This is a genomic window from Pseudomonas sp. G11 (genome assembly GCF_029457515.1).
GTDB lineage: Bacteria > Pseudomonadota > Gammaproteobacteria > Pseudomonadales > Pseudomonadaceae > Aquipseudomonas > Aquipseudomonas gorinensis.
In genome coordinates this window covers 284385-304459 of the sequence record NZ_CP120377.1, presented here as the reverse complement: position 1 = coordinate 304459, position 20075 = coordinate 284385, and the positions used below count along the sequence as shown (strand labels likewise).

The following is a 20075-nucleotide window of genomic DNA, read 5'->3' as shown; positions in this document are numbered from 1 at the left end:
CTGAAGAAACGGGTAAGACAAAGATGGGGCCATCTTAATTACAATCAACGCCCACCGCAGCTATCAGCAGAAGAGAGAGAGGCTATCGTGACCCTTCGCACCTATCAGAACCACACGCCAACCCTGGGCGCCGGGGCTTTTGTCGACGTTTCGGCAGTGGTGATCGGCGATGTCGAAATCGGCACCGACAGCTCCGTTTGGCCGCTGACCGTGATCCGTGGCGACATGCACCGCATCCGCATCGGTGCGCGCACCAGCGTGCAGGATGGTTGCGTACTGCACATCACGCACGCGGGGCCGTTCAACCCGGAGGGTTTCCCACTGCTGATCGGCGACGACGTGACCATCGCCCACAAAGTCATGCTGCATGGCTGCACCGTGGGCAGCCGTATCCTGATCGGCATGGGCAGCATCGTGATGGACGGCGCGGTAGTGGAGGACGATGTGATCATCGGCGCTGGCAGCCTGGTGCCACCGGGCAAAAAACTGGACAGCGGTTTTTTGTATGTCGGCAGCCCGGTCAAGCAAATCCGCCCCCTGACGGACAAGGAGCGCGCCTTTTTTACCTACAGCGCCGCGAACTACGTCAAGCTCAAAGACCTGCACCTGGCAGAGGGGTTCGACCAGTGAACCTGCACTATCCGACCGTTTTATTCGACCTCGACGGCACCCTGACCGACCCACGCGAAGGCATCACCCGTTCGATCCAGTACGCCCTCGGCAAACTGGGGATCGATGAGCCTGACTTGACCAAACTGGAACACTTTATCGGCCCGCCGTTGCTGCAAGCGTTCATGCAGTTCTACGGTTTCGACGAGGCGAAGGCGTGGGAGGCGGTGAATTTCTACCGTGAGCGCTTCAAGGTCACCGGGCTGTATGAAAACCGGGTGTTCGACGGGGTTATGCCGTTGCTGGAAGAATTGAACGGCCAGGGACGTCAACTGTACGTGGCCACGTCCAAACCGTGGGTGTTTGCTCGCGAAATTGCGCGGCATTTCGATTTTGCCAAACATTTCAAGGTGATCTACGGCAGCGAGTTGGACGGCACGCGCACCAACAAGGTCGAGCTGATCGCCCACCTGATCAGCGAGGAGGGGCTGGACCCGGCGACCACCCTGATGATCGGTGATCGCAAGCATGATCTGATCGGCGCACGCAGCAATGGGCTGGATTCGGCGGCTGTCGGTTATGGGTTTGGTAGTTTCGAAGAGTTGAATGCTGAGGCGCCGACCTGGCATTTTGAGACGTTGGCGCAGATGCATCAGGCGTTTTTGCAGCAGCCCTGAGACCGCCATCGGAGGCAAGTTCGCCGATCAAATGTGGGAGGGGGCTTGCCCCCGATGAGGCCTTACAGATCACCCCCCTTCCAACTGCCTCAACGCAGCCTTGCGCTCCCCCACCGGCAACTCGCCCAGCTTCTCCACCGCCGCATAGAACTTCAGCCAATCCCCGCCTTCCTGCCGAAACAACGCGGCAAACGCCGGCACCCATTGGTCATACAGCCCGAACGGCAACAACCGCGCGTTGTTCATGGGTTGGTTGATCCAGGCGTCATAACGCTTGTCGCCGCCCCACTGGCTGTCGCGCATGCGCTGGTAGTCACTGCGCAAGCGCTCAAATTCCGCCGCTTTGGCCCGCCTCATCAACGCAGCCGACAACGGCTGTGCGTACAAGGCCTCCAGGCGTTTGCGGGTATCAAGAATCAGGCGGATAAACTGATCGCGCTGTTGCAACGCTGCATCGCTCAAAGGCGCCAGGCCACGGGCGGCGCGCCATTGTCGCGTGCCTTCCTGCTCAACGAAGTTGGCAAAGGACTCATTGAATTCGGTGTCGTCCTTCACATAGAAGCGCTGGTGCGCGAGCTCATGAAAGATCAACGTAGCCAGGCGCTCGTCCCCCCAATTCATCATTGAACTCATGATCGGGTCATTGAACCAGCCCAAGGTGGAATAGGCCTCGACCCCTCCGATCGATACATCCATGCCCTGTTGCTTGAGCAACGCCGCCTCGCCCCGTGCCGCGCCCTGGCTGTAATAGCCGCGATAGGCCACGCAGCCTGCAATGGGGAAGCAATGGTTCTGGGGGGAGAGGGAAAATTCCTCGGTGGCGAAGACGTTCCACACGACATAGGGCCGGCCAATATCGGCGTACAGGCGGTAACTCTGATTGTCGGGCAGGTGCAGATGCTGGCTGGCGAAGGTGCGGGCCTTCTGCGCTTGTGCAAGGCGGTCACGCAATGATTGCGGGCGAGAGGGATCAGCAATGACCTGCGCCACCGGCTCCCGGGCCTGCAACAACTGCCACTGGCCACTCGCCAACTGGCTGTAATAACTGACACTGGAGCAACCGCTGAGCAGCCCCACCAACAACCCCGGAAGAAAACGCCTGACCATGCCCCGACTGCTCCTGGGTAATTTGCTCGCCAGCCTATCGCGCCAGCACGGAATTTTTCCATGCCTGGGCATGTTTATACTCATGGGGAGTCTGTTGCCATCGGCAGCGGGCTCATACCTTTTCTTTCGTTGAGTGCCTGCCATGCGTCCGCTATTGCTTACCGTCGCCGCCCTGTTTCTCAGCGCCTGTGCCTCGACGCCCATCCCGCCGGTCGACCCCAAACAGGCCTGGGTCGATTTCGCCACGCCGACACCGGGCGCAAAACTGGTGATGGCCCAGCGACTGGACGGCAAGAACCTTCCGGACGGACGCTTCTTCCAGGTGCCGCCGGGCAGTCATGAGTTGATGGTGCGCTTTGATTTCGAGGTGCCGACCGGCGGCAGCCTCAATGGCTTTGGGCAAACGAGCGACCGTACCTGTTTCATCACCCTGCAGTATGACCATTTCGAGGCCGGCCAACGTTATCGCCTGGAAGGGCGCTCATTGGCCTTCACGCCGAATATCCGGCTGTATAACGCCGCTCGCCAATTGCTGGCTGAAGAACGCAGCGTCAACTGCCTGTGATCAGTCGTTATTTTTCTGATAGATGATGCGCTTGGTGCCGTTTTCGCACGTACCGACAATCATCGCGCTGTCATGATTCTTGGCTTCTTCGGCGGTGATGATTTCCAGGGTGTAGGACGGAATCGCCTTGGCCTGGATATTCACTTCGATCTCTTTCCTGAGCTCTTCACAATCTTTTGGAGCGGCCACGGCCGATGTGGCCAGCACAGCGCAGATGATCGCCAAGGCAAAACGTTTCATGTGTGAAGCTCCCTGAATGCATGCGCACGGGTGTGCGCCTAAGGCTGCATAGGCTATAGGACCACATCGGGGAAACACGAGTTCTGATTTAACGCACAACTGAATGTGGGAGGGGGCTTGCCCCTCTCACATTTTTAAGACGGTGTCAGTTGACCAGCGTGGCATCCAGGCTGATTTTCGCATTCAGCACCTTGGACACCGGGCACCCTTCCTTGGCCTTTTTGCTCAATTCATCGAACTGCGCCTGGCTGGCGCCGGGGATCTTGGCCTTGAGCACAAGGTGCACGGCGGTGATCGCAAAGCCGCCCTCGACCTGGTCCAGGGTCACTTCGGCCTGGGTGTCGATGCTGTCAGCCTTGAGCCCGGCGTCGCCCAGGATCATGGAAAAGGCCATGGAGAAACAGCCGGCGTGGGCCGCACCAATCAGTTCTTCAGGGTTGGTGCCCTTGCCGCCTTCGAAACGGGCCTTGAAGCCGTAGGGCGCTTCGCGCAGTACGCCGGTTTCCGTAGAAATGGAACCCAAGCCAGTCTTCAGATCACCTTCCCAATGCGCGGATGCTTTTTTAACGATACTCATAGCTGTCTCCTCGAACGTGGTTTTGCGTCAGTAAGGGTTCTGAGGATAGTCGCCCCTGCAAAGTTCATCTTGTCGGAGAAACCTAGCAATTTAGTAGGAAATTTCACCCTCGCTATTGAATCTCGGGTATATGCCCTCATTGCATAGAACATGCACATGAAGCGGCAGGTTTTGGTTCGTCTAAAAAGCCTGCGCCCCCCATTTGGAGAAGCAGGCTTATGAAATCGCTGTCCGACGTGAAGTTCTCGACCCTCGACCTGGTGCCCGTACGGGCCAACGGCAGTCCGGCGCAGTCACTGCGCAACTCCCTGGACCTGGCCCAGCACGTGGAAAAATTCGGCTACCACCGTTTCTGGGTGGCGGAACACCACAATATGGACGGTATCGCCAGTTCGGCGACCTCGGTACTGCTGGGATACCTGGCCGGTGGCACCTCGACCATCCGCGTCGGCTCCGGTGGCGTGATGCTGCCCAACCACGCGCCGCTGGTGATCGCCGAGCAGTTCGGCACCCTGGAAAGCCTCTACCCCGGGCGTATCGACCTGGGCCTGGGCCGCGCTCCCGGCTCCGACCAAATGACCGCCCGCGCCCTGCGCCGTGAGCGCTCCGGCAGCGCCGACGACTTCCCGGAAGATGTGGCCGAACTGATGGCCTACCTGGGCCCACGCACCCCCGACCAACGGGTGATCGCCGTACCGGGCACCGGTACCAACGTGCCGGTCTGGCTGCTGGGTTCCAGCCTGTTCAGCGCGCAACTGGCGGGGGAGCGCGGTTTGCCCTACGCCTTCGCCTCCCATTTCGCACCACGCCTGATGCATGAGGCGATTCGCGTGTACCGCAACCACTTCAAGCCTTCCGCCGTGCTCGACAAGCCCTACGTGATGCTCGGCATTCCGCTGGTGGCCGCGGATACGGATGAGCAAGCCGATTACCTGGCCACTTCGGTGTACCAGCGCATCCTGGCGCTGATGCGCGGGCAGAGCCTGGTGCAGCGCCCACCGGTGAAAACCATGGATGGCCTGTGGCTGCCCCATGAAAAAGACGCGGTCGGCAGCTTCCTCGGCCTGGCGATGGTGGGCAGCCCGGCGAAGATCCGCGCCAAACTGGAGGTGTTGATCGAACAGACCGGCGCCGACGAATTGATCTTCACCTGCGACCTGTACGAGCACGCCGACCGGATTCATTCCTACGAACTGCTGGCGCAGTTGATGAAGGGCTAAACCCCAGGCGAAAAAAAACCGACGCACCTGCGTCGGTTTTTTATGTCCGGAGCACGGGATTAACCGCGCTTGTAGACGATTTCCTTGGTGCCACCTTCGCAGGTGCCGACCACTTTTTCGGACGAGGCGCCTTTATCCACCACTTCCAGCGAATAATGCTGAACGCCTTTCGCATCCAACTTTGCTGCAATCTCGCTTTTCAGCTCTTCACAAGGCTTGCCCGCCGCCAGGGCTGTGCCCGCCATGCTCAACAAACCTACCGCCAACAGGAACTTCTTCATCCGTTACTTTCCTTGCGCTGATCGAAAAGAGCATGCCGATGCTTGTCGCATCGGCCCCCATTGTTTGTAGCGCAGGTTATGGCAATCGGCCAGCCGGCAAGTTCAACCGACTCGATCAACTACTGGCAATTCGGAACCCCACCTTCAGCGTCACCTGGAAGTGCGCGGCCTTGCCGTCCTTGATATGGCCACGGGTTTCCGTCACCTCGAACCACTCCAGGTGCTTGATGCTCTTGCTGGCTTCGGCCAGGGCGTTGTTGATCGCATCTTCAATGCTGGTGGTCGACGAGCCGACCAATTCGACTTTCTTGTAGGTGTGGTGATCAGACATGGGGTTTCTCCTGAGAATGGTCAATAAAGCCTAGCAGTCAATGTTCATACTGCTTCTGGCGACCATTACGGCCTGAAAGTTCAGATTTACTGCACTTTCTGAAACCGGCGCAGTCGGTATCTACACACGCCACTCAATCACTTCAGGAGAGTCCACATGGCCAACACTTCTTTACGCAAAGCGTCGCTGGAAAGCATGGAAGCCGAGATTTCGAGCCTGCTCAAGTCCCTTGAGAGCCTCAAGGATGATGCGTCCGATGAGTCGCGCAAAACCCTGAAGGCCCTGAAAAGCAACGCCGAGAATGCCCTTAAGCACTCGCGCCACCTGATCAGCGACGCCTACGAAGAAAGCAAAGTCAAAATCCGCGAAACCGGTGTCGCCACCCGCGACTACGCACAAGAGCACCCATGGACCACCGCTGGCGTTGCCGTTGGCGCACTGGGCCTGCTGGCGGCTTACCTGCTGTGCAAGCGCGGTGACTGATACGCCGGCTAGCCCGGTTGGCGCAACAGCTCAGCCTTGAGCCACTGTGCCAGCTGCCGAGCGCGCCCGTCTGCGGCGCGCTTGGGCAGCCACAATGCCAGGTGCGCCGGGGTTTCACTGAACCCCCACGGCGCTACCAGGCGACCCGCTCGCAGGTCCTCTGCCACCAGTGGTTGCGGCGCAATCGCCACCCCCAGCCCAGCCACTGCCGCCTCCAGCAAGTAATACAAATGCTCAAACCCTTGCCCGAGCTTCAATGCTCCTGGCTCGATGCCGTGCTGCTGCGCCCAACTCGGCCAGGCTTGCGGGCGCGAGGTGGTGTGCAACAGTGCTTCACCGCACAGCGCCGAGGCGGGCGCTTGGCGCAAGCGCTCGTAACCGGCGAAACGCGGGCTCATTACCGGGCCGATGCGCTCGCTGGCCAGCTCATACACCTGCATATCCGCCGGCCACGGTGGCTCGGCAAATACCAATAGGGCGTCCAGCCCGGGCCGCCGCGGGTCGAGATCGCCTTCGCCGGCCGACAAATGCAGGCGCAAGTCGGGCAGGTCGGCATTCAAACGGCCCAAGCGAGGAATGAACCAGCGCGCCAGCAAACTGCCGGAACAGCCGAGCACGAACGGGGCATCGGCGCTGCTTTGCGTGAGTTCGGCGCACACATCCCGCAACCGCTCGAACGCCTCGGCACTCGCATCCCGCAGGCGAACACCGGCATCTGTGAGTTTGAGGCCGCGTCCATCCTTGACGAACAGGCTGACACCCAAATGTTCCTCCAGCACTTTCAGCTGACGGCTGACCGCACCGTGGGTCACATGCAACTGCTCGGCTGCCTGGCTGACGCTGTTGAGGCGGGCGGTGGCTTCGAATGCGCGCAAGGCATTGAGGGGGGGAAGGTCTCGGCTCATCTGTGAGTTTTCCTGACAGGTTGCGTCGATCTTATCGGTTTTCAGCGTCAGGCGTCAGGGGTAGAGTGGCCGTCATTGTTTCTTACACACCTTCTTTCCAGGAGCGTCCCATGACTCAGTCCCAGACCGATCTGCGCAACGGCCCCGACGCCAATGGCCTGTTCGGCGCATTCGGCGGCCGCTACGTGGCCGAAACCCTGATGCCGTTGATCCTCGACCTGGCCCGCGAATACGAAGCGGCCAAGATTGATCCGGCGTTCAATGAGGAATTGGCCTACTTCCAGCGCGACTACGTGGGCCGTCCAAGCCCGCTGTACTTCGCCGAGCGCCTGACTGAGTTCTGCGGCGGCGCCAAGATCTACCTCAAGCGCGAAGAGCTGAACCACACCGGCGCGCACAAGATCAACAACTGCATTGGCCAGATCCTGCTGGCGCGGCGCATGGGCAAGAAACGCATCATCGCCGAGACCGGCGCCGGCATGCACGGCGTGGCCACCGCCACTGTGGCTGCGCGCTTCGGCCTGCAATGCGTGATCTACATGGGCACCACCGACATCGAGCGCCAGCAGGCCAACGTGTTCCGCATGAAACTGCTGGGCGCTGAGGTGATCCCGGTGGTCGCCGGCACCGGCACCCTGAAAGACGCGATGAACGAAGCCCTGCGCGACTGGGTAACCAACGTCGACGACACCTTCTACCTGATCGGCACCGTGGCCGGCCCGCACCCCTACCCGGCGATGGTGCGTGATTTCCAGGCCGTGATCGGCAAGGAAACCCGCACCCAGCTGCAAGCCCAGGAAGGCCGCCTGCCCGACAGCCTGGTGGCATGCATCGGTGGCGGCTCCAACGCGATGGGCCTGTTCCACCCCTTCCTGGATGACACCAGCGTCGAAATCATCGGCGTCGAAGCGGCCGGCCACGGCATCGAAACCGGCATGCATGCCGCCAGCCTCAACGGCGGCGTACCGGGCGTGCTGCACGGCAACCGCACGTTCCTGTTGCAGGACGACGACGGCCAGATCATCGACGCCCACTCGATTTCCGCCGGCCTCGACTACCCCGGCATCGGCCCTGAACACGCCTGGTTGCACGACATCGGCCGCGTCCAGTACACCTCGGTGACCGACCACGAAGCGCTCGACGCCTTCCACAAATGCTGCCGCCTGGAAGGGATCATCCCCGCCCTGGAAAGCGCCCACGCCCTGGCCGAAGTGTTCAAGCGTGCGCCAACCCTGCCCAAGGATCACCTGATGGTGGTCAACCTGTCCGGCCGTGGCGACAAAGACATGCAGACCGTGATGCACCACATGGAACAGTCCCAGCAGGAGAAACACTAAATGAGCCGCCTGCACACTCGCTTTGCGCAACTCAAGGAACAAAACCGCGCCGCCTTGGTGACCTTCGTCACCGCTGGCGACCCGGGTTATGACACCTCCCTGGCGATTCTCAAGGGTTTGCCGGCTGCCGGCGCCGATGTCATCGAACTGGGCATGCCGTTCACCGACCCGATGGCCGACGGCCCCGCCATCCAACTGGCCAACATCCGTGCGCTTGAGGCCAAGCAGAATCTGGTGAAAACCCTGCAGATGGTGCGTGAGTTCCGTAAAGACAACCACGACACTCCGCTGGTGCTGATGGGTTACTTCAACCCGATCCACAAATATGGGGTGCCGAAGTTTATTGCCGACGCCAAGGAAGCCGGTGTGGACGGCCTGATCGTGGTAGACATGCCGCCTGAGCATAACGGTGAGCTGTGCGACCCGGCTCAGGCAGCAGGCATCGACTTTATCCGCCTGACCACGCCGACCACCGACGACGTGCGCCTGCCCACCGTTCTCAACGGCAGCTCCGGCTTTGTGTACTACGTGTCCGTGGCCGGTGTGACGGGGGCTGGCGCCGCCACCCTGGAACACGTCGAAGAAGCCGTGACCCGCCTGCGTCGGCATACCGACCTGCCGATCAGCATCGGTTTTGGTATCCGCACGCCGGAACAAGCCGCGGCCATCGCGCGCCTGGCCGATGGTGTGGTGGTGGGCTCAGCCCTGATCGATCACATCGCCAACGCCAGCAACGATCAACAAGCGATCGATGGGGTATTGAGCCTGTGCGCGGCGCTGTCGGAAGGTGTCCGTAACGCCCGTAAGTAAACGCCATGTAGCCAGAGGTAAAGTTCCTGATACAGAGGAATCAACGCGCGCAATCACGGCCTAAACAGCAAGACCAAGGGATTTCGAACCTCGTTCGAAATCCCTTTTTTGTATGTGTGCCCTGAGGAATACCCGATGAAAATGCCTAAATCCGTGATTGCCGGTCTTGGTGTGCTGGTGCTTGGCGCCAGCGCCCTGGTGCACGCCGCACCGCCCGACCAGCGCGATGACGACCGTAGCGGCCCGCAAGGCCAGCACGAGCAGCGTGGCGATGACCATCGGGGCCCACCGGACGATCGACGTGGCGGCCCGCCCCGGGACTTCGGCCCCGTGCGCCAGATCATCCATGACAACCACGGCCAGTTCTCCCGGGGCGCGCCGCCACCGCCCAACGTGCGCCTGGTACGCGGTCAGCCGCTGCCCCGTGGGTACTACGGCGAACGCCTGGACAACCGCGCCCTGGCACGCCTGCCGGTCTACCCAGGTTATGAATGGCGCCGTTCGGGGCCGGATGTGGTGTTGATCGCCGTAGGGACAGGCATCGTCTACGAGATTCTGGACGGTGTGCTCAACTAAGCCTTTCCACAGCCCACTGTAGGAGCGAGCTTGCTCGCGAAGATCGTCAACGATAACGCGGGCATTCTGGATGAGCGCGTCGTCAGGACGTTTTTCGCGAGCAAGAACTAGGCGTCCCCCTCGCTCCTACAGTTAAACGGTTGTGTTAAAGCTCGATGCGTTCGACTTTGCCTACGAGCAATATGTAGGAAAGTGCCCCAAGCAACGCCAGCACCGCGATGTAGGTAATCGCCGGTGCAAACGAATCGCCGCTGGCCAGGAAGCCAATCACGATCGGTGTGGCAATCGCCGCCAGGTTGCCGATGAAGTTAAATACCCCACCGGTCAGCCCCAACAAGCGCGCAGGTGCCAGGGTCGACACCAGCGACCAGGTAATCGACGCCAAGCCATTGCCAAAGAACGCCACCGCCAGGAACGCAATCACCCACGCCGTCGAATCCACATAGTTGGCGCCAATGATCGCCGTGGAAATCAGCAGCCCGCCAATGATCGGCAATTTGCGTGCAAACCCTACCGACGCCCCCCGGCGAATCAGCCAGTCGGAGAAAATCCCGGAACACAGCACACCCACGAACGCCGCCAGGAATGGCAACGACGCAAGCAGGCCGGACTTGATGAAGTCCATGCCGCGATATTTCACCAGGTAGGTCGGGAACCAGGTCAGGAAGAACCACAGCGTGGAGTTCAGGCAGAACTGGCCGAGGTAGATGCCCCAGAGTTTGCGCTTGCTCAGCACAATCCCCAGGTCGACCCAACTGAACGGTGCCTTGACCGCTTTCGCCTGCATATCCACCAAACCGCCGCCTTCACGGATCAGCTCGATCTCGGCCACGTTGGCGCCTTTAAAATCCTTAGGCTCGCGATACACCGCGTACCAAACCAGCGCCCACAGAATGCCCACGCCACCGGTGGCTACAAACACCATATGCCAGCCGAATGCGTGCTGCAGCCAGGCCAATACCGGCGTGAGGAACGCCAGCCCGACAAATTGCCCGGAGGTATAAACGCCAATCGCAGTGGCCCGCTCACGCTCAGGAAACCAGGTAGTGACCACGCGGCTGTTGATGGGATACGCAGGGGCTTCCAGGGCACCCACCGCCATGCGCAGGACGAACAGCGCGATAAAGCTGGCGGCGAAGCCCAGCATCACGGTGGCAATCGACCACAGCAGCAGGGCCGCCGTGTAGAGAATGCGCGGCGGCACGCGGTCGACCAACCAGCCGCCGGGGATCTGCATGGCGGCGTAAGTCCAGCCGAACGCGGAGAAAATCAACCCGACATGCACCGGGTCGATGCCTAGCTCGCTGGTCAACGCCGGGGCGGCAATCGACAGGTTGCTGCGGTCGAGGTAGTTGATCACCACGGTGATAAACAGCAGCACCATGATGAAAAAACGCTTTCTGGTAGGCGTGACTAAAGAAGCCTGCCCGGTGAAGGATTCAGGGTGCATGGGGTTGCCTCTTCTTATGTTTATTGAGGACTGAAACTGAGCTGACTGAAGAAATCGGATCAACATGTGGGAGGGGGCTTGCCCCCGATAGCGGTGTGTCAGCTAGCACATCCATAGCAGGCAGACTGCAATCGGGGGCAAGCCCCCTCCCACATTTTTTGACCGCATTGATTCAGTCAGAGGCTGTTACCACTCGGCAAAGCTGCCATCGGCATGACGCCAGATCGGGTTGCGCCAGCGGTGGCCGATGGCCGCGCGCTCGATCACGTATTCCTCGTTGATCTCGATGCCCAGGCCCGGCCCGTTGGGGATCTTCACGAAGCCCTGGTCATAGTCGAACACGCCCGGATCGCGCACGTAGTCGAGCAGGTCGTTGCTCTCGTTGTAGTGAATGCCCAGGCTCTGCTCTTGGATAAACGCGTTGTAGCAAACCGCGTCCAGTTGCAGGCACGCCGCGAGGGCAATCGGGCCCAACGGGCAGTGCAGGGCCAGGGCCACGTCGTAGGCTTCGGCCATGTTGGCGATCTTGCGGGTTTCAGTAATACCGCCGGCATGGGAAGCGTCCGGCTGGATGATGTCGACATAGCCTTCGCTGAGCACACGCTTGAAGTCCCAACGCGAGAACAGGCGCTCGCCCAGGGCAATCGGCGTGCTGGTCAGCGGTGCGAGTTCTTTCAGCGCTTCATAGTTTTCGCTGAGCACCGGCTCTTCGATAAACATTAGTTTGTACGGGTCCAGTTCCTTCATCAGCACCTTGGCCATGGGCTTGTGCACGCGGCCATGGAAGTCGACGCCAATGCCCACGTTAGGGCCGACGGCATCGCGCACGGCGGCGACGTTGGCCAGGGCCAGGTCGACCTTTTCAAAGCTGTCGACGAACTGCAATTCTTCGGTGCCGTTCATTTTCACCGCAGTGAAGCCACGGGCCACGGCTTCTTTGGCGGCGCGGGCGGTGTCGGCGGGGCGATCGCCGCCGATCCATGAATACACGCGGATCTTGTCGCGCACCTGACCGCCCAGCAGGTCGCTGACCGACACTCCCAGGGCTTTGCCCTTGATGTCCCACAGCGCCTGATCGATGCCGGCCAAGGCGCTCATGTGCACGGCGCCGCCGCGATAGAAGCCGCCGCGGTAGAGCACGGTCCAGATGTCTTCGATATTGCGTGGGTCCTTGCCGATCAGGTAATCGGACAGTTCCTCGACCGCCGCCGCCACGGTGTGGGCGCGGCCTTCGACCACGGGTTCGCCCCAGCCGGTCACGCCTTGGTCGGTTTCAATCTTGAGGAAGCACCAGCGCGGTGGAACGATAAAGGTCGTCAGTTTGGTGATTTTCATCTTCTTATCTCTCTTGTCGATGCAGCGCCAAGGCGCAAAGCTTGCGATCAGTTCAGGGCATCAATTCAGCGCGTTCCAGGCCGCGACATAGGCTTGGGCACTGCTCGCCACCTGGTCCACGGACATGCCCGGCTTGAACAACCCCGACCCGAGGCCAAAGCCCCTGGCGCCTGCGTCGAAATACACCTGCATGTTGTCCGGGGTCACGCCACCTACCGGCAGCAACAGCGTGCCCGCCGGCAAGACCGCCAGCCACGCCTTGATCACCGCCGGCCCCATTTGCTCGGCCGGGAACAGCTTCAACACATCCGCACCTTCGGCCAGCGCGGCGAACGCCTCGGTCGGGGTGGCAACGCCGGGCGACAGGTACAGGCCCGCGGCTTTCGCGGCGCGCAACACCTTGGCATCGCTGTGCGGCATCACGATCACCTGGCCGCCGGCGGCCTTGACCTGCTCGACCTGCTCGGGCGTCAACACGGTGCCGGCGCCGATCAGGCAATCGTCGGGCAGGCTGTCGCGCAGGGTGCGGATGCTGGTGTAAGGGTCGGGTGAGTTGAGCGGAACTTCGATTACCCGGAACCCGGCCTCGTACAGCACCTGGCCGACCGCCTCGGCTTCGTCTGGGCGCAGGCCGCGCAGGATGGCGATCAAACCGTTGTGTGCAAGTGCTTGCTTGAGCATGTCAGGCCTCCAGGGCAGGTTGAATGAGCCCGGCCGCCAGCGCCAGTTGCCATAGGCCGCGCTCGGTGGCTTCCTGCGCCAGGCTGACGTGGGCGAAGTCGCAGAGCGCGAGGGCGCGTTGATAGCGGGCACAGAGTGGCGCGGCACCGACCAGGATGATCGGCGTGTGTTTGGCGCCAGCCGGCAAGCCAGCGAGTTCATGACCGATCAGCAGGCCGGAGAGGTAATCGGGTTGCTGCTCGGCGCCGAGTTCGGCGGTCAGCCCCAGGGTGCGTGCACTGAACAAGGTCGACAGCACCCCGCGCTGACCGTCCGACGAGCGCGCAACCTGCACGCCTCGGTCGAAGGCGCCGGCCTGGAAATGCTCGGGGGTCTTCTGGGTGCGGCCGAGAATGCTGTGCTTGCTCAGCACCGCGAACAGCTCGCCGGTCATGAAGGTGTCGAAGTGGGTGATGCAGCCGTCGGCGACCTCGACCCATTTGGAATGGCTGCCGGGCAGGCCGATCAATAACTCACCACCGGCCCGCAGGTGTTGCAGCACGCCCAGCACCTGGGTTTCTTCGCCGCGCATCACATTGGGCAAGCCGACCTGTTCGATAACGCCGGGCACGATATACACATCGACCCCGCGCAGGCTGCGTACGCGGTGCAATGCCTGGCCCAGGCTGGCGACATCGACAGGGGTATTGCGATAGGCCGCCTCGCTCCAGCCCTGGGCGCTGCCGACCATGCCACAGGCAATGACCGCAAGGGTCGGTTGAGCATCGAGCCAATCACCGCAGGCGGCATCGAACGCCAACTCGAAGCCATTGCTGCAGCGTGTGCCAGCGATGTCCCGTGGCTCAACAGGCAAGTGCATGATCCCGAACGCCAGCGAGCGCTGTTCGAGCACGACGCCAGCCGGGCCAAGTTTATAAGCACGAAGGGAGCTGGTCCCCCAGTCGAGCGCGATCAATTGCGCCTGCATCGCTTCACCTGAAATGAGTGGGTGCTGAAAAAAGCAGATGGGCGAATATAAACCTATGCCGGCGAATATCTCAATATATAAATATCAGTCCCATATAGTGAGACGAGACAATGTGAATCCCAAGACTTCCGCGCCTGGTAACAGCAGGAAGAAATCGGTTTATCGGGGAAGGGAAGTTAAAAACCCGACAGATCCAGCTCGCGCATCGCGCCCATCCAGATCGCGTAGTCGGTGTGGTCCTTCAGGTCATTGCCGGTGTCCGGGTGCAGGAACACCACCAGGCCATTGCGATTGAGCGCCAGCCACGGCAGCACCACACCGATGTATTCCGGGTCGAACGCCAGTTGGCAGCTCCAGTCCGGGTGCGGGCCGACCGGCCGCTCATGCACACGGCCCATGTGCAGCGGGAACAGCCTGGCGGCGTCCTCACAGAACTGGCGCGCCTGGTCAAGGGTGCTGGCGTCGAAGTAGACATGGGCGTGATAGCCCTTGATACGTTGCATGGCGAAATCCGCGTCCAATGTGCGGCAAATCCTAGACCGCAATCGACGGCAGGGCCAGCCCGGTCAACGACTGTGCGCTGCTCGCCTGTTCCGCCAGCAACCAGTCGACAAAACGTTCCACCAATTGGCCCCGTCGTTTGCGCTGGGGTTGCACCACGTAATAGCCGAAGCGCGAGATCACCGTGTCGCTGATCGGCCGGCACAGCCACTTCTGTTCCAGCAGGTTATCGACCAGGTGACGCCAGCCGATGGCTACTCCCTGGCCAGCAATCGCCGCCTGGATCAGCAGGGTGTAGTTATCAAAGCGCAATTGGCCAGGGGTCGGAGCCCGGGTAATGCCCAGCTCGCGAAACACGCCGCTCCAGTCGAACCATTGGCTGTTGTTTTCCTGGCGCAGGTGCAGCAGGGGATAGTCCGGCAAATTCTGCACCGTCAATGGCGTGGCCTGGTCCCTGAGCCACTGCGGGCTGCACACGGGGAACACTTCTTCGTTGAACAGCCACAGGCTGTCGCCCTGCTTGAAACGGCCATCGCCGAATAACACTGCCACGTCGATGTCGCTACGCAGGGTCGCATGGTTGCGCTCACTGGTGACCAGGCTCACATCCACCTGGGGGTTGGCCGCGTGGAAGCGATGCAGGCGCGGCATCAGCCAGTAGGCGGCGAAGGCGAAGTCGGTGGCCACTTGCAGCACTTCATGCTGGTCCTGCTGGGTGATCACGCTCAGGCCGTGATTGATGGCTTGCAAACCGCCTTGCACATGCTCGAACAGCAGGGCGCCGGCATCGGTCAGTTCGATGCCACGGTAGATGCGATCAAACAGGCGGATCGTCAGTTGTTCTTCGAGACGCTTGATCTGTTGGCTGATGGCGGGCTGGGTAGTGCCCAGCTCTACCGCGGCAGCAGTAAAGCTGCGATGGCGCGCCGCCGCCTCGAACGCACGCAGCAGGTCGAGGGATACATCGCCGAGGGCTTCATACATAAGCTGTGCTTATCCTAGACATTGCCTTTCATGGGCTTTACCCCATTCTGCATGGGCTGCATGCTCATTCGCATAAACACCGCCTATGGAATGCCGAAGACCCATGAAGCGCAAGAACATTCTTTTCATCATGGCCGATCAAATGGCCGCGCCGCTGCTTCCGTTCTACGGATCTTCCCCGATCAAACTGCCGAACCTGAGCCGCCTCGCGGCGCAAGGCGTGGTGTTCGACGCCGCCTATTGCAACAGCCCGCTGTGTGCACCGTCGCGCTTTACCCTGGTCAGCGGCCAGTTGCCGAGCAAGATTGGCGCCTATGACAACGCGGCCGATTTTCCCGCCGATGTGCCGACCTACGCCCACTACCTGCGTCGCCTGGGCTACCGCACCGCGTTGTCGGGCAAGATGCACTTCTGCGGCCCGGACCAGTTGCACGGCTACGAAGAGCGCCTGACCAGCGACATCTACCCGGCCGACTATGGCTGGGCGGTGAACTGGGACGAACCCGACGTACGACCCACCTGGTACCACAACATGTCATCGGTACTGCAAGCCGGCCCGTGTGTGCGTACCAACCAGCTGGATTTCGATGAAGAGGTGGTGTTCAAGGCCCAGCAGTACCTGTTCGACCATATCCGCGAGGACGGTGACCAGCCGTTCTGCCTGACCGTGTCGATGACCCATCCTCACGACCCGTACACCATTCCCAAGCCGTTCTGGGACCTGTACGACGACAGCGACATCCCTTTGCCTGCGACGCCCGCCCAGGCCGATCTCGACCCGCACTCCCAACGCCTGCTCAAGGTCTACGACCTGTGGGACAAGCCGCTGCCGGTAGACAAGATCCGCGACGCGCGCCGTGCTTATTTCGGCGCATGCAGCTACATCGACAGCAATGTCGGCAAGCTCCTGCAAACCCTGGAAGACACCGGCCTGGCCGACGATACGATCATCGTCTTCTCCGGCGACCATGGCGACATGCTCGGCGAGCGCGGCCTCTGGTACAAAATGCACTGGTTTGAAATGGCCGCGCGCGTGCCGTTGCTGGTCAGTGCGCCGGGGCAGTTCGCGGCGGGTCGCGTGACCCAGGCTGTCTCCACCGCCGACCTGCTGCCAACCCTGGTGGAACTGGCCGGTGGCGAACTGGACGCGCGCTTGCCGCTGGATGGCCGCTCACTGGTCCCGCACTTACAGGGCAAGGGCGGGCATGACGAAGTGTTCGGCGAATACATGGCCGAAGGCACCATCAGCCCGCTGATGATGATTCGCCGTGGCGCGTACAAATTCATCTACAGCGAAGACGACCCGTGCTTACTGTTCGATGTGCAAAACGACCCGCACGAGCGGGAAGACCTCAGCCAGTCACCGGAACACCGACCACTGTTCGAGGCGTTTTTGAGTGAAGCGCGGGCCAAATGGGACATCCCGGCGATCCACCAGCAGGTGCTCGCCAGCCAACGCCGTCGTCGCCTGGTGTTCGAGGCGCTGACCCAAGGCAAGCTGAAGAGCTGGGATCACCAGCCACTGGTCGACGCCAGTCAGCAATACATGCGCAACCATATCGACCTCGATGACCTGGAGCGCAAGGCACGTTATCCACAACCCTGCCAAACCAATAAATAGACAGAGGGAAGGCCATGCAAAAGTTGACTGCGGTAGTGGGCATGTTGGTGCTGAGTAGCGCCAATGCGTATGCGGACACCAGCTGTGACACGGTAAAAATGGCCGATCCGGGCTGGAGCGACATTGCCGCCACCAATGCCATCACTGGTTTTCTGTTGAACGGCATGGGCTACAAGGTCAAGGTCGACACCCTGGCGGTGCCGATTACCTTTGGCGGGCTCAAGGACGGCCAGGTGGATGTGTTCCTGGGTAACTGGATGCCGGCGCAGCAGGGCTTCTATGACAAGTTCGTGGCCAATGGCGAGGTGGTGCAACTGGCGAAAAACCTCGACGGTACCGAGTTCACCCTCGCCGTGCCGGACTATGTGTGGGACGCCGGGGTGCATGACTTTGCCGACCTGAACAAATTTGCCGACAAGTTCGACAAGAAGATCTACGGGATCGGCTCCGGTGCGCCGGCCAATATCTCGTTGCAGGAAATCATCAAGAAGAATGACTTCGAGCTGGGCCAGTGGAAGCTGATCGAGTCCAGCGAACAGGCAATGCTCGCCGAAGTGTCACGGGCCGTGAAGAAACAACGCTTCGTCACCTTCCTCGGCTGGACACCACACCCGATGAACGTGCAGTTGAAAATACACTACCTCAAAGGCGGCGAGAAATACTTCGGTGACACCGGCAGCGTGTATACCCTGACCCGTAAAGGGTATGCACAAGCCTGCCCGAATGTTGGAAAGCTGCTGACCAACCTGAGTTTCACCCAGGAGATGGAGAACAGCATCATGGCTGAGGTAGTCAACAACAAGGTCAGCAACGCGGATGCGGCGAAGACGTGGCTCAAGACCAACCCGGCAGTGCTGGAAAAGTGGCTCGATGGCGTGAAAACCGTGGATGGCCAGGATGCGTTGCCAGCGGTAAAAGCCAAACTCTAGATGACACCTCCGCCCTTTGGAGAGGGGCCTCGTGACAGGCTTGCTTGCTCTGACAAGCTGACTTTCTGTGGCAAACGAGCTTGTTGTGGTGATCGGGCTTGTTGTGGCGAGCGGGCTTGCCCCGCGTTGGGCTGCGCAGCAGCCCCAGTGAAGGCCGCGCAATCCTAACCGTGGGATCTGGAGCGTCTGGTTTTGGGGCCGCTTCGCGCCCCAACGCGGGGCAAGCCCGCTCGCCACAACAAGCCCGCTCACCACAGCAAGCCCGCTCGCCACAACCTGATAATCTGCCCCGAACCTTTCTATCCGAGTTTGCGATGCACAGGCCCAACCGCCACACACTCTTCCCCTTCCTGAGCTGGCTGCCGCGTCAAACCCGAGCCAGCGTCGGTCGGGACGCGATGGTCGGGCTCAGCGGTGCCGTCCTCGCCTTGCCGCAGTCGATTGCCTACGCCCTCATTGCCGGTCTTCCCGCCGAATACGGCCTGTACGCCGCAATTATCCCGGTACTGATCGCCTGCCTCTGGGGCTCGTCCTGGCACTTGATCTGTGGCCCCACGGCGGCGATTTCCATTGTGCTGTACGCCAGCGTCAGCCCGTTGGCCGTGCCCGGGTCTCAGGACTACATCACCCTGATCCTGTTGCTGACATTCCTGGCCGGGCTGTTCCAGTGGTTGCTGGGCATGCTGCGCTTTGGCGCGCTGGTGAACTTCGTCTCGCATTCGGTGGTGCTGGGTTTCACCCTGGGCGCCGCCGTGGTGATTGCCCTGGGGCAGTTGCCTAATCTGCTGGGCCTGGATTTGCCGAGCCAGGCCACGGCAATCAATAGCCTGCTCGCACTGATCCACCATAGCGGCGAATGGGACCACGCATCGCTCGCCCTCGGGCTCGGCACTTTGCTGGTGGGCGCGTTGCTCAAATACCTTGTGCCTCGCTGGCCAACGCTGCTGATCGCGCTGGCCTTGGGTAGCCTGGCGGCATGGCTGTGGCCGGGGATGTTCGGGCATGTGGCGCGGGTCAGCGCGTTCATCGGCAAACTGCCGCCGTTCAGCCCGTTGCCGCTGGATCCGGACATGATCCTGCGCCTGCTGCCCAGCGCCGTTGCGGTGGGCATGCTGGGGCTGGTGACCAGCCTGTCGATTGCCCGTTCGCTGTCAGCTCGCTCGCAACAACTGCTCGATGCCAACCAGGAAGTTCGTGCGCAGGGTTTATCCAATATCGTTGGTGGATTTTTCTCCGGGTATTTGTCAGCCGGTTCCTTCACCCGCTCTGGCCTCAGCTATGAGGCGGGCGCCTGTTCGCCGTTGGCAGGGGTGTTTTCCGCCTTATGGGTGGCCTTGTTTGCGCTGTTCGGCGCCGCACTGATCGCGCATATTCCGATCCCAAGCATGGCCGCCAGCATCTTGCTGATTTCCTGGGGCCTGGTGGATCGTCGGGGTATTCGCGCGTTGTTCCGCGTGAGCCGGGCAGAATTCGTAGTGATGAGCCTGACCTGCGTCGCCACCTTGCTTCTGGAGTTACAAACGGCGATTTATGCGGGGGTGTTGGCGTCGTTGTTTTTCTACCTCAAGCGCACGTCCCAGCCACGGGTTCAACAATGGCGTGACGGGGACGAAGATGTGTTGCGCGTCGGCGGGTCGATTTTCTTTGGCGCCAGCCATTACCTGCAAGTGCGCTTGCAAAGCTTGCAGGGTGTACGGGTAGTGATCGAGGCGCAGCAGATCAACTTTATCGACTATTCCGGGGTGGAGATGCTGCACCAGGAGGCGCGTCGTTTAAGAGGGCTGGGGCGTAGCCTGACACTGCGCCGCGCCAGGCCGCAGGTGGTGGAGGAGTTGAAAAAACTGGAAGGGGCCGACCAATGCCCCATCCATTTCGAAGACTGAATACGG

Annotated in this window: 23 protein-coding genes; 11 read left to right on the top strand and 12 right to left on the bottom strand. The window is 61.1% G+C overall.

Features of this window, described 5'->3' with window-relative positions:
• The first annotated feature begins 87 nt into the window (after positions 1-87).
• Together P2T68_RS01345 and P2T68_RS01340 are read left to right on the top strand one after the other, a co-directional pair.
• Positions 88-630 carry a gamma carbonic anhydrase family protein gene (locus tag P2T68_RS01345; protein WP_024072596.1) on the top strand — a complete coding sequence of 181 codons (543 nt, stop codon included), beginning with the start codon at positions 88-90 and terminating at the stop codon, positions 628-630.
• Positions 627-1286 carry an HAD family hydrolase gene (locus tag P2T68_RS01340; RefSeq protein WP_277378928.1) on the top strand — a complete coding sequence of 220 codons (660 nt, stop codon included), beginning with the start codon at positions 627-629 and terminating at the stop codon, positions 1284-1286. The genes P2T68_RS01345 and P2T68_RS01340 overlap by 4 nt, the downstream gene beginning before the upstream one ends.
• Before the next feature lie 69 nt (positions 1287-1355).
• Here the strand turns inward: P2T68_RS01340 and P2T68_RS01335 are convergent, their stop codons facing one another.
• A complete protein-coding gene (locus P2T68_RS01335) occupies positions 1356-2393 on the bottom strand; it encodes an aminopeptidase (RefSeq protein WP_277378927.1) in 1038 nt (345 codons plus the stop codon).
• A 142-nt stretch (positions 2394-2535) separates the two neighbouring features.
• Between P2T68_RS01335 and P2T68_RS01330 the strand changes: the two genes are divergently transcribed.
• Positions 2536-2958, top strand: a complete 423-nt coding sequence (locus P2T68_RS01330; protein ID WP_024072593.1) for a hypothetical protein — start codon at positions 2536-2538, stop codon at positions 2956-2958.
• Here P2T68_RS01330 and P2T68_RS01325 read toward each other — a convergent pair whose 3' ends face one another.
• Together P2T68_RS01325 and P2T68_RS01320 are read right to left on the bottom strand one after the other, a co-directional pair.
• Complete coding sequence (locus tag P2T68_RS01325; RefSeq protein WP_069074935.1) at positions 2959-3198, bottom strand: DUF1161 domain-containing protein; 240 nt, start codon at positions 3196-3198, stop codon at positions 2959-2961.
• A 145-nt stretch (positions 3199-3343) separates the two neighbouring features.
• A complete protein-coding gene (locus P2T68_RS01320) occupies positions 3344-3775 on the bottom strand; it encodes an OsmC family protein (protein WP_024072591.1) in 432 nt (143 codons plus the stop codon).
• A gap of 218 nt (positions 3776-3993) precedes the next feature.
• Between P2T68_RS01320 and P2T68_RS01315 the strand changes: the two genes are divergently transcribed.
• Positions 3994-4995, top strand: coding sequence for an LLM class flavin-dependent oxidoreductase (locus P2T68_RS01315; protein ID WP_024072590.1), 1002 nt, complete (start codon positions 3994-3996; stop codon positions 4993-4995).
• A gap of 59 nt (positions 4996-5054) precedes the next feature.
• Here the strand turns inward: P2T68_RS01315 and P2T68_RS01310 are convergent, their stop codons facing one another.
• Together P2T68_RS01310 and P2T68_RS01305 are read right to left on the bottom strand one after the other, a co-directional pair.
• On the bottom strand, positions 5055-5276 hold the full coding sequence (locus tag P2T68_RS01310) for a DUF1161 domain-containing protein (protein WP_024072589.1): 222 nt from the start codon (positions 5274-5276) through the stop codon (positions 5055-5057).
• Between the two features lie 115 nt (positions 5277-5391).
• Entirely contained in the window at positions 5392-5607 is a 216-nt protein-coding gene (locus tag P2T68_RS01305) for a dodecin (RefSeq protein ID WP_003214895.1), read from the bottom strand.
• Positions 5608-5763: 156 nt separating this feature from the next.
• Here P2T68_RS01305 and P2T68_RS01300 point away from each other — a divergent pair, with 156 nt between their 5' ends.
• Positions 5764-6090: a DUF883 family protein gene (locus tag P2T68_RS01300; protein ID WP_003170746.1), complete on the top strand. Its 327-nt coding sequence runs from the start codon at positions 5764-5766 to the stop codon at positions 6088-6090.
• An 8-nt stretch (positions 6091-6098) separates the two neighbouring features.
• Here P2T68_RS01300 and P2T68_RS01295 read toward each other — a convergent pair whose 3' ends face one another.
• Complete coding sequence (locus P2T68_RS01295) at positions 6099-6995, bottom strand: LysR family transcriptional regulator (RefSeq protein ID WP_069074934.1); 897 nt, start codon at positions 6993-6995, stop codon at positions 6099-6101.
• Between the two features lie 110 nt (positions 6996-7105).
• Between P2T68_RS01295 and trpB the strand changes: the two genes are divergently transcribed.
• The 3 genes from trpB (at position 7106) to P2T68_RS01280 (ending at position 9718) form a co-directional block, all read left to right on the top strand.
• On the top strand, positions 7106-8332 hold the full coding sequence (gene trpB / locus P2T68_RS01290; RefSeq protein ID WP_024072587.1) for a tryptophan synthase subunit beta: 1227 nt from the start codon (positions 7106-7108) through the stop codon (positions 8330-8332).
• Positions 8333-9142 carry a tryptophan synthase subunit alpha gene (trpA, locus tag P2T68_RS01285; protein ID WP_024072586.1) on the top strand — a complete coding sequence of 270 codons (810 nt, stop codon included), beginning with the start codon at positions 8333-8335 and terminating at the stop codon, positions 9140-9142.
• A 135-nt stretch (positions 9143-9277) separates the two neighbouring features.
• Positions 9278-9718 (top strand): anti-virulence regulator CigR family protein, encoded by a 441-nt coding sequence (locus P2T68_RS01280; RefSeq protein ID WP_277378926.1) that lies wholly within the window; start codon positions 9278-9280, stop codon positions 9716-9718.
• 145 nt (positions 9719-9863) lie between these two features.
• Here P2T68_RS01280 and P2T68_RS01275 read toward each other — a convergent pair whose 3' ends face one another.
• From P2T68_RS01275 to P2T68_RS01250, 6 genes are all read right to left on the bottom strand, one after another.
• Positions 9864-11168, bottom strand: coding sequence for an MFS transporter (locus P2T68_RS01275; RefSeq protein WP_024072584.1), 1305 nt, complete (start codon positions 11166-11168; stop codon positions 9864-9866).
• 186 nt (positions 11169-11354) lie between these two features.
• Positions 11355-12503 carry a galactonate dehydratase gene (dgoD, locus tag P2T68_RS01270; RefSeq protein WP_010565827.1) on the bottom strand — a complete coding sequence of 383 codons (1149 nt, stop codon included), beginning with the start codon at positions 12501-12503 and terminating at the stop codon, positions 11355-11357.
• A 60-nt stretch (positions 12504-12563) separates the two neighbouring features.
• The gene (locus P2T68_RS01265; protein WP_024072583.1) at positions 12564-13184 is read right to left on the bottom strand and encodes a 2-dehydro-3-deoxy-6-phosphogalactonate aldolase; all 621 of its coding nucleotides are present in this window, start codon (positions 13182-13184) and stop codon (positions 12564-12566) included.
• A gap of 1 nt (position 13185) precedes the next feature.
• Positions 13186-14151 carry a 2-dehydro-3-deoxygalactonokinase gene (locus P2T68_RS01260; protein ID WP_168233017.1) on the bottom strand — a complete coding sequence of 322 codons (966 nt, stop codon included), beginning with the start codon at positions 14149-14151 and terminating at the stop codon, positions 13186-13188.
• Between the two features lie 176 nt (positions 14152-14327).
• Positions 14328-14654, bottom strand: a complete 327-nt coding sequence (locus P2T68_RS01255) for a DOPA 4,5-dioxygenase family protein (protein ID WP_041161068.1) — start codon at positions 14652-14654, stop codon at positions 14328-14330.
• Between the two features lie 31 nt (positions 14655-14685).
• Entirely contained in the window at positions 14686-15636 is a 951-nt protein-coding gene (locus P2T68_RS01250; RefSeq protein ID WP_168233016.1) for a LysR family transcriptional regulator, read from the bottom strand.
• Positions 15637-15739: 103 nt separating this feature from the next.
• Here P2T68_RS01250 and betC point away from each other — a divergent pair, with 103 nt between their 5' ends.
• From betC to P2T68_RS01235, 3 genes are all read left to right on the top strand, one after another.
• Positions 15740-17257, top strand: coding sequence for a choline-sulfatase (betC, locus tag P2T68_RS01245; protein ID WP_102623676.1), 1518 nt, complete (start codon positions 15740-15742; stop codon positions 17255-17257).
• Between the two features lie 14 nt (positions 17258-17271).
• Entirely contained in the window at positions 17272-18186 is a 915-nt protein-coding gene (gene choX / locus P2T68_RS01240; RefSeq protein WP_277378925.1) for a choline ABC transporter substrate-binding protein, read from the top strand.
• A gap of 314 nt (positions 18187-18500) precedes the next feature.
• Complete coding sequence (locus P2T68_RS01235; protein WP_024072577.1) at positions 18501-20069, top strand: SulP family inorganic anion transporter; 1569 nt, start codon at positions 18501-18503, stop codon at positions 20067-20069.
• The last annotated feature ends 6 nt before the right edge of the window (positions 20070-20075 follow it).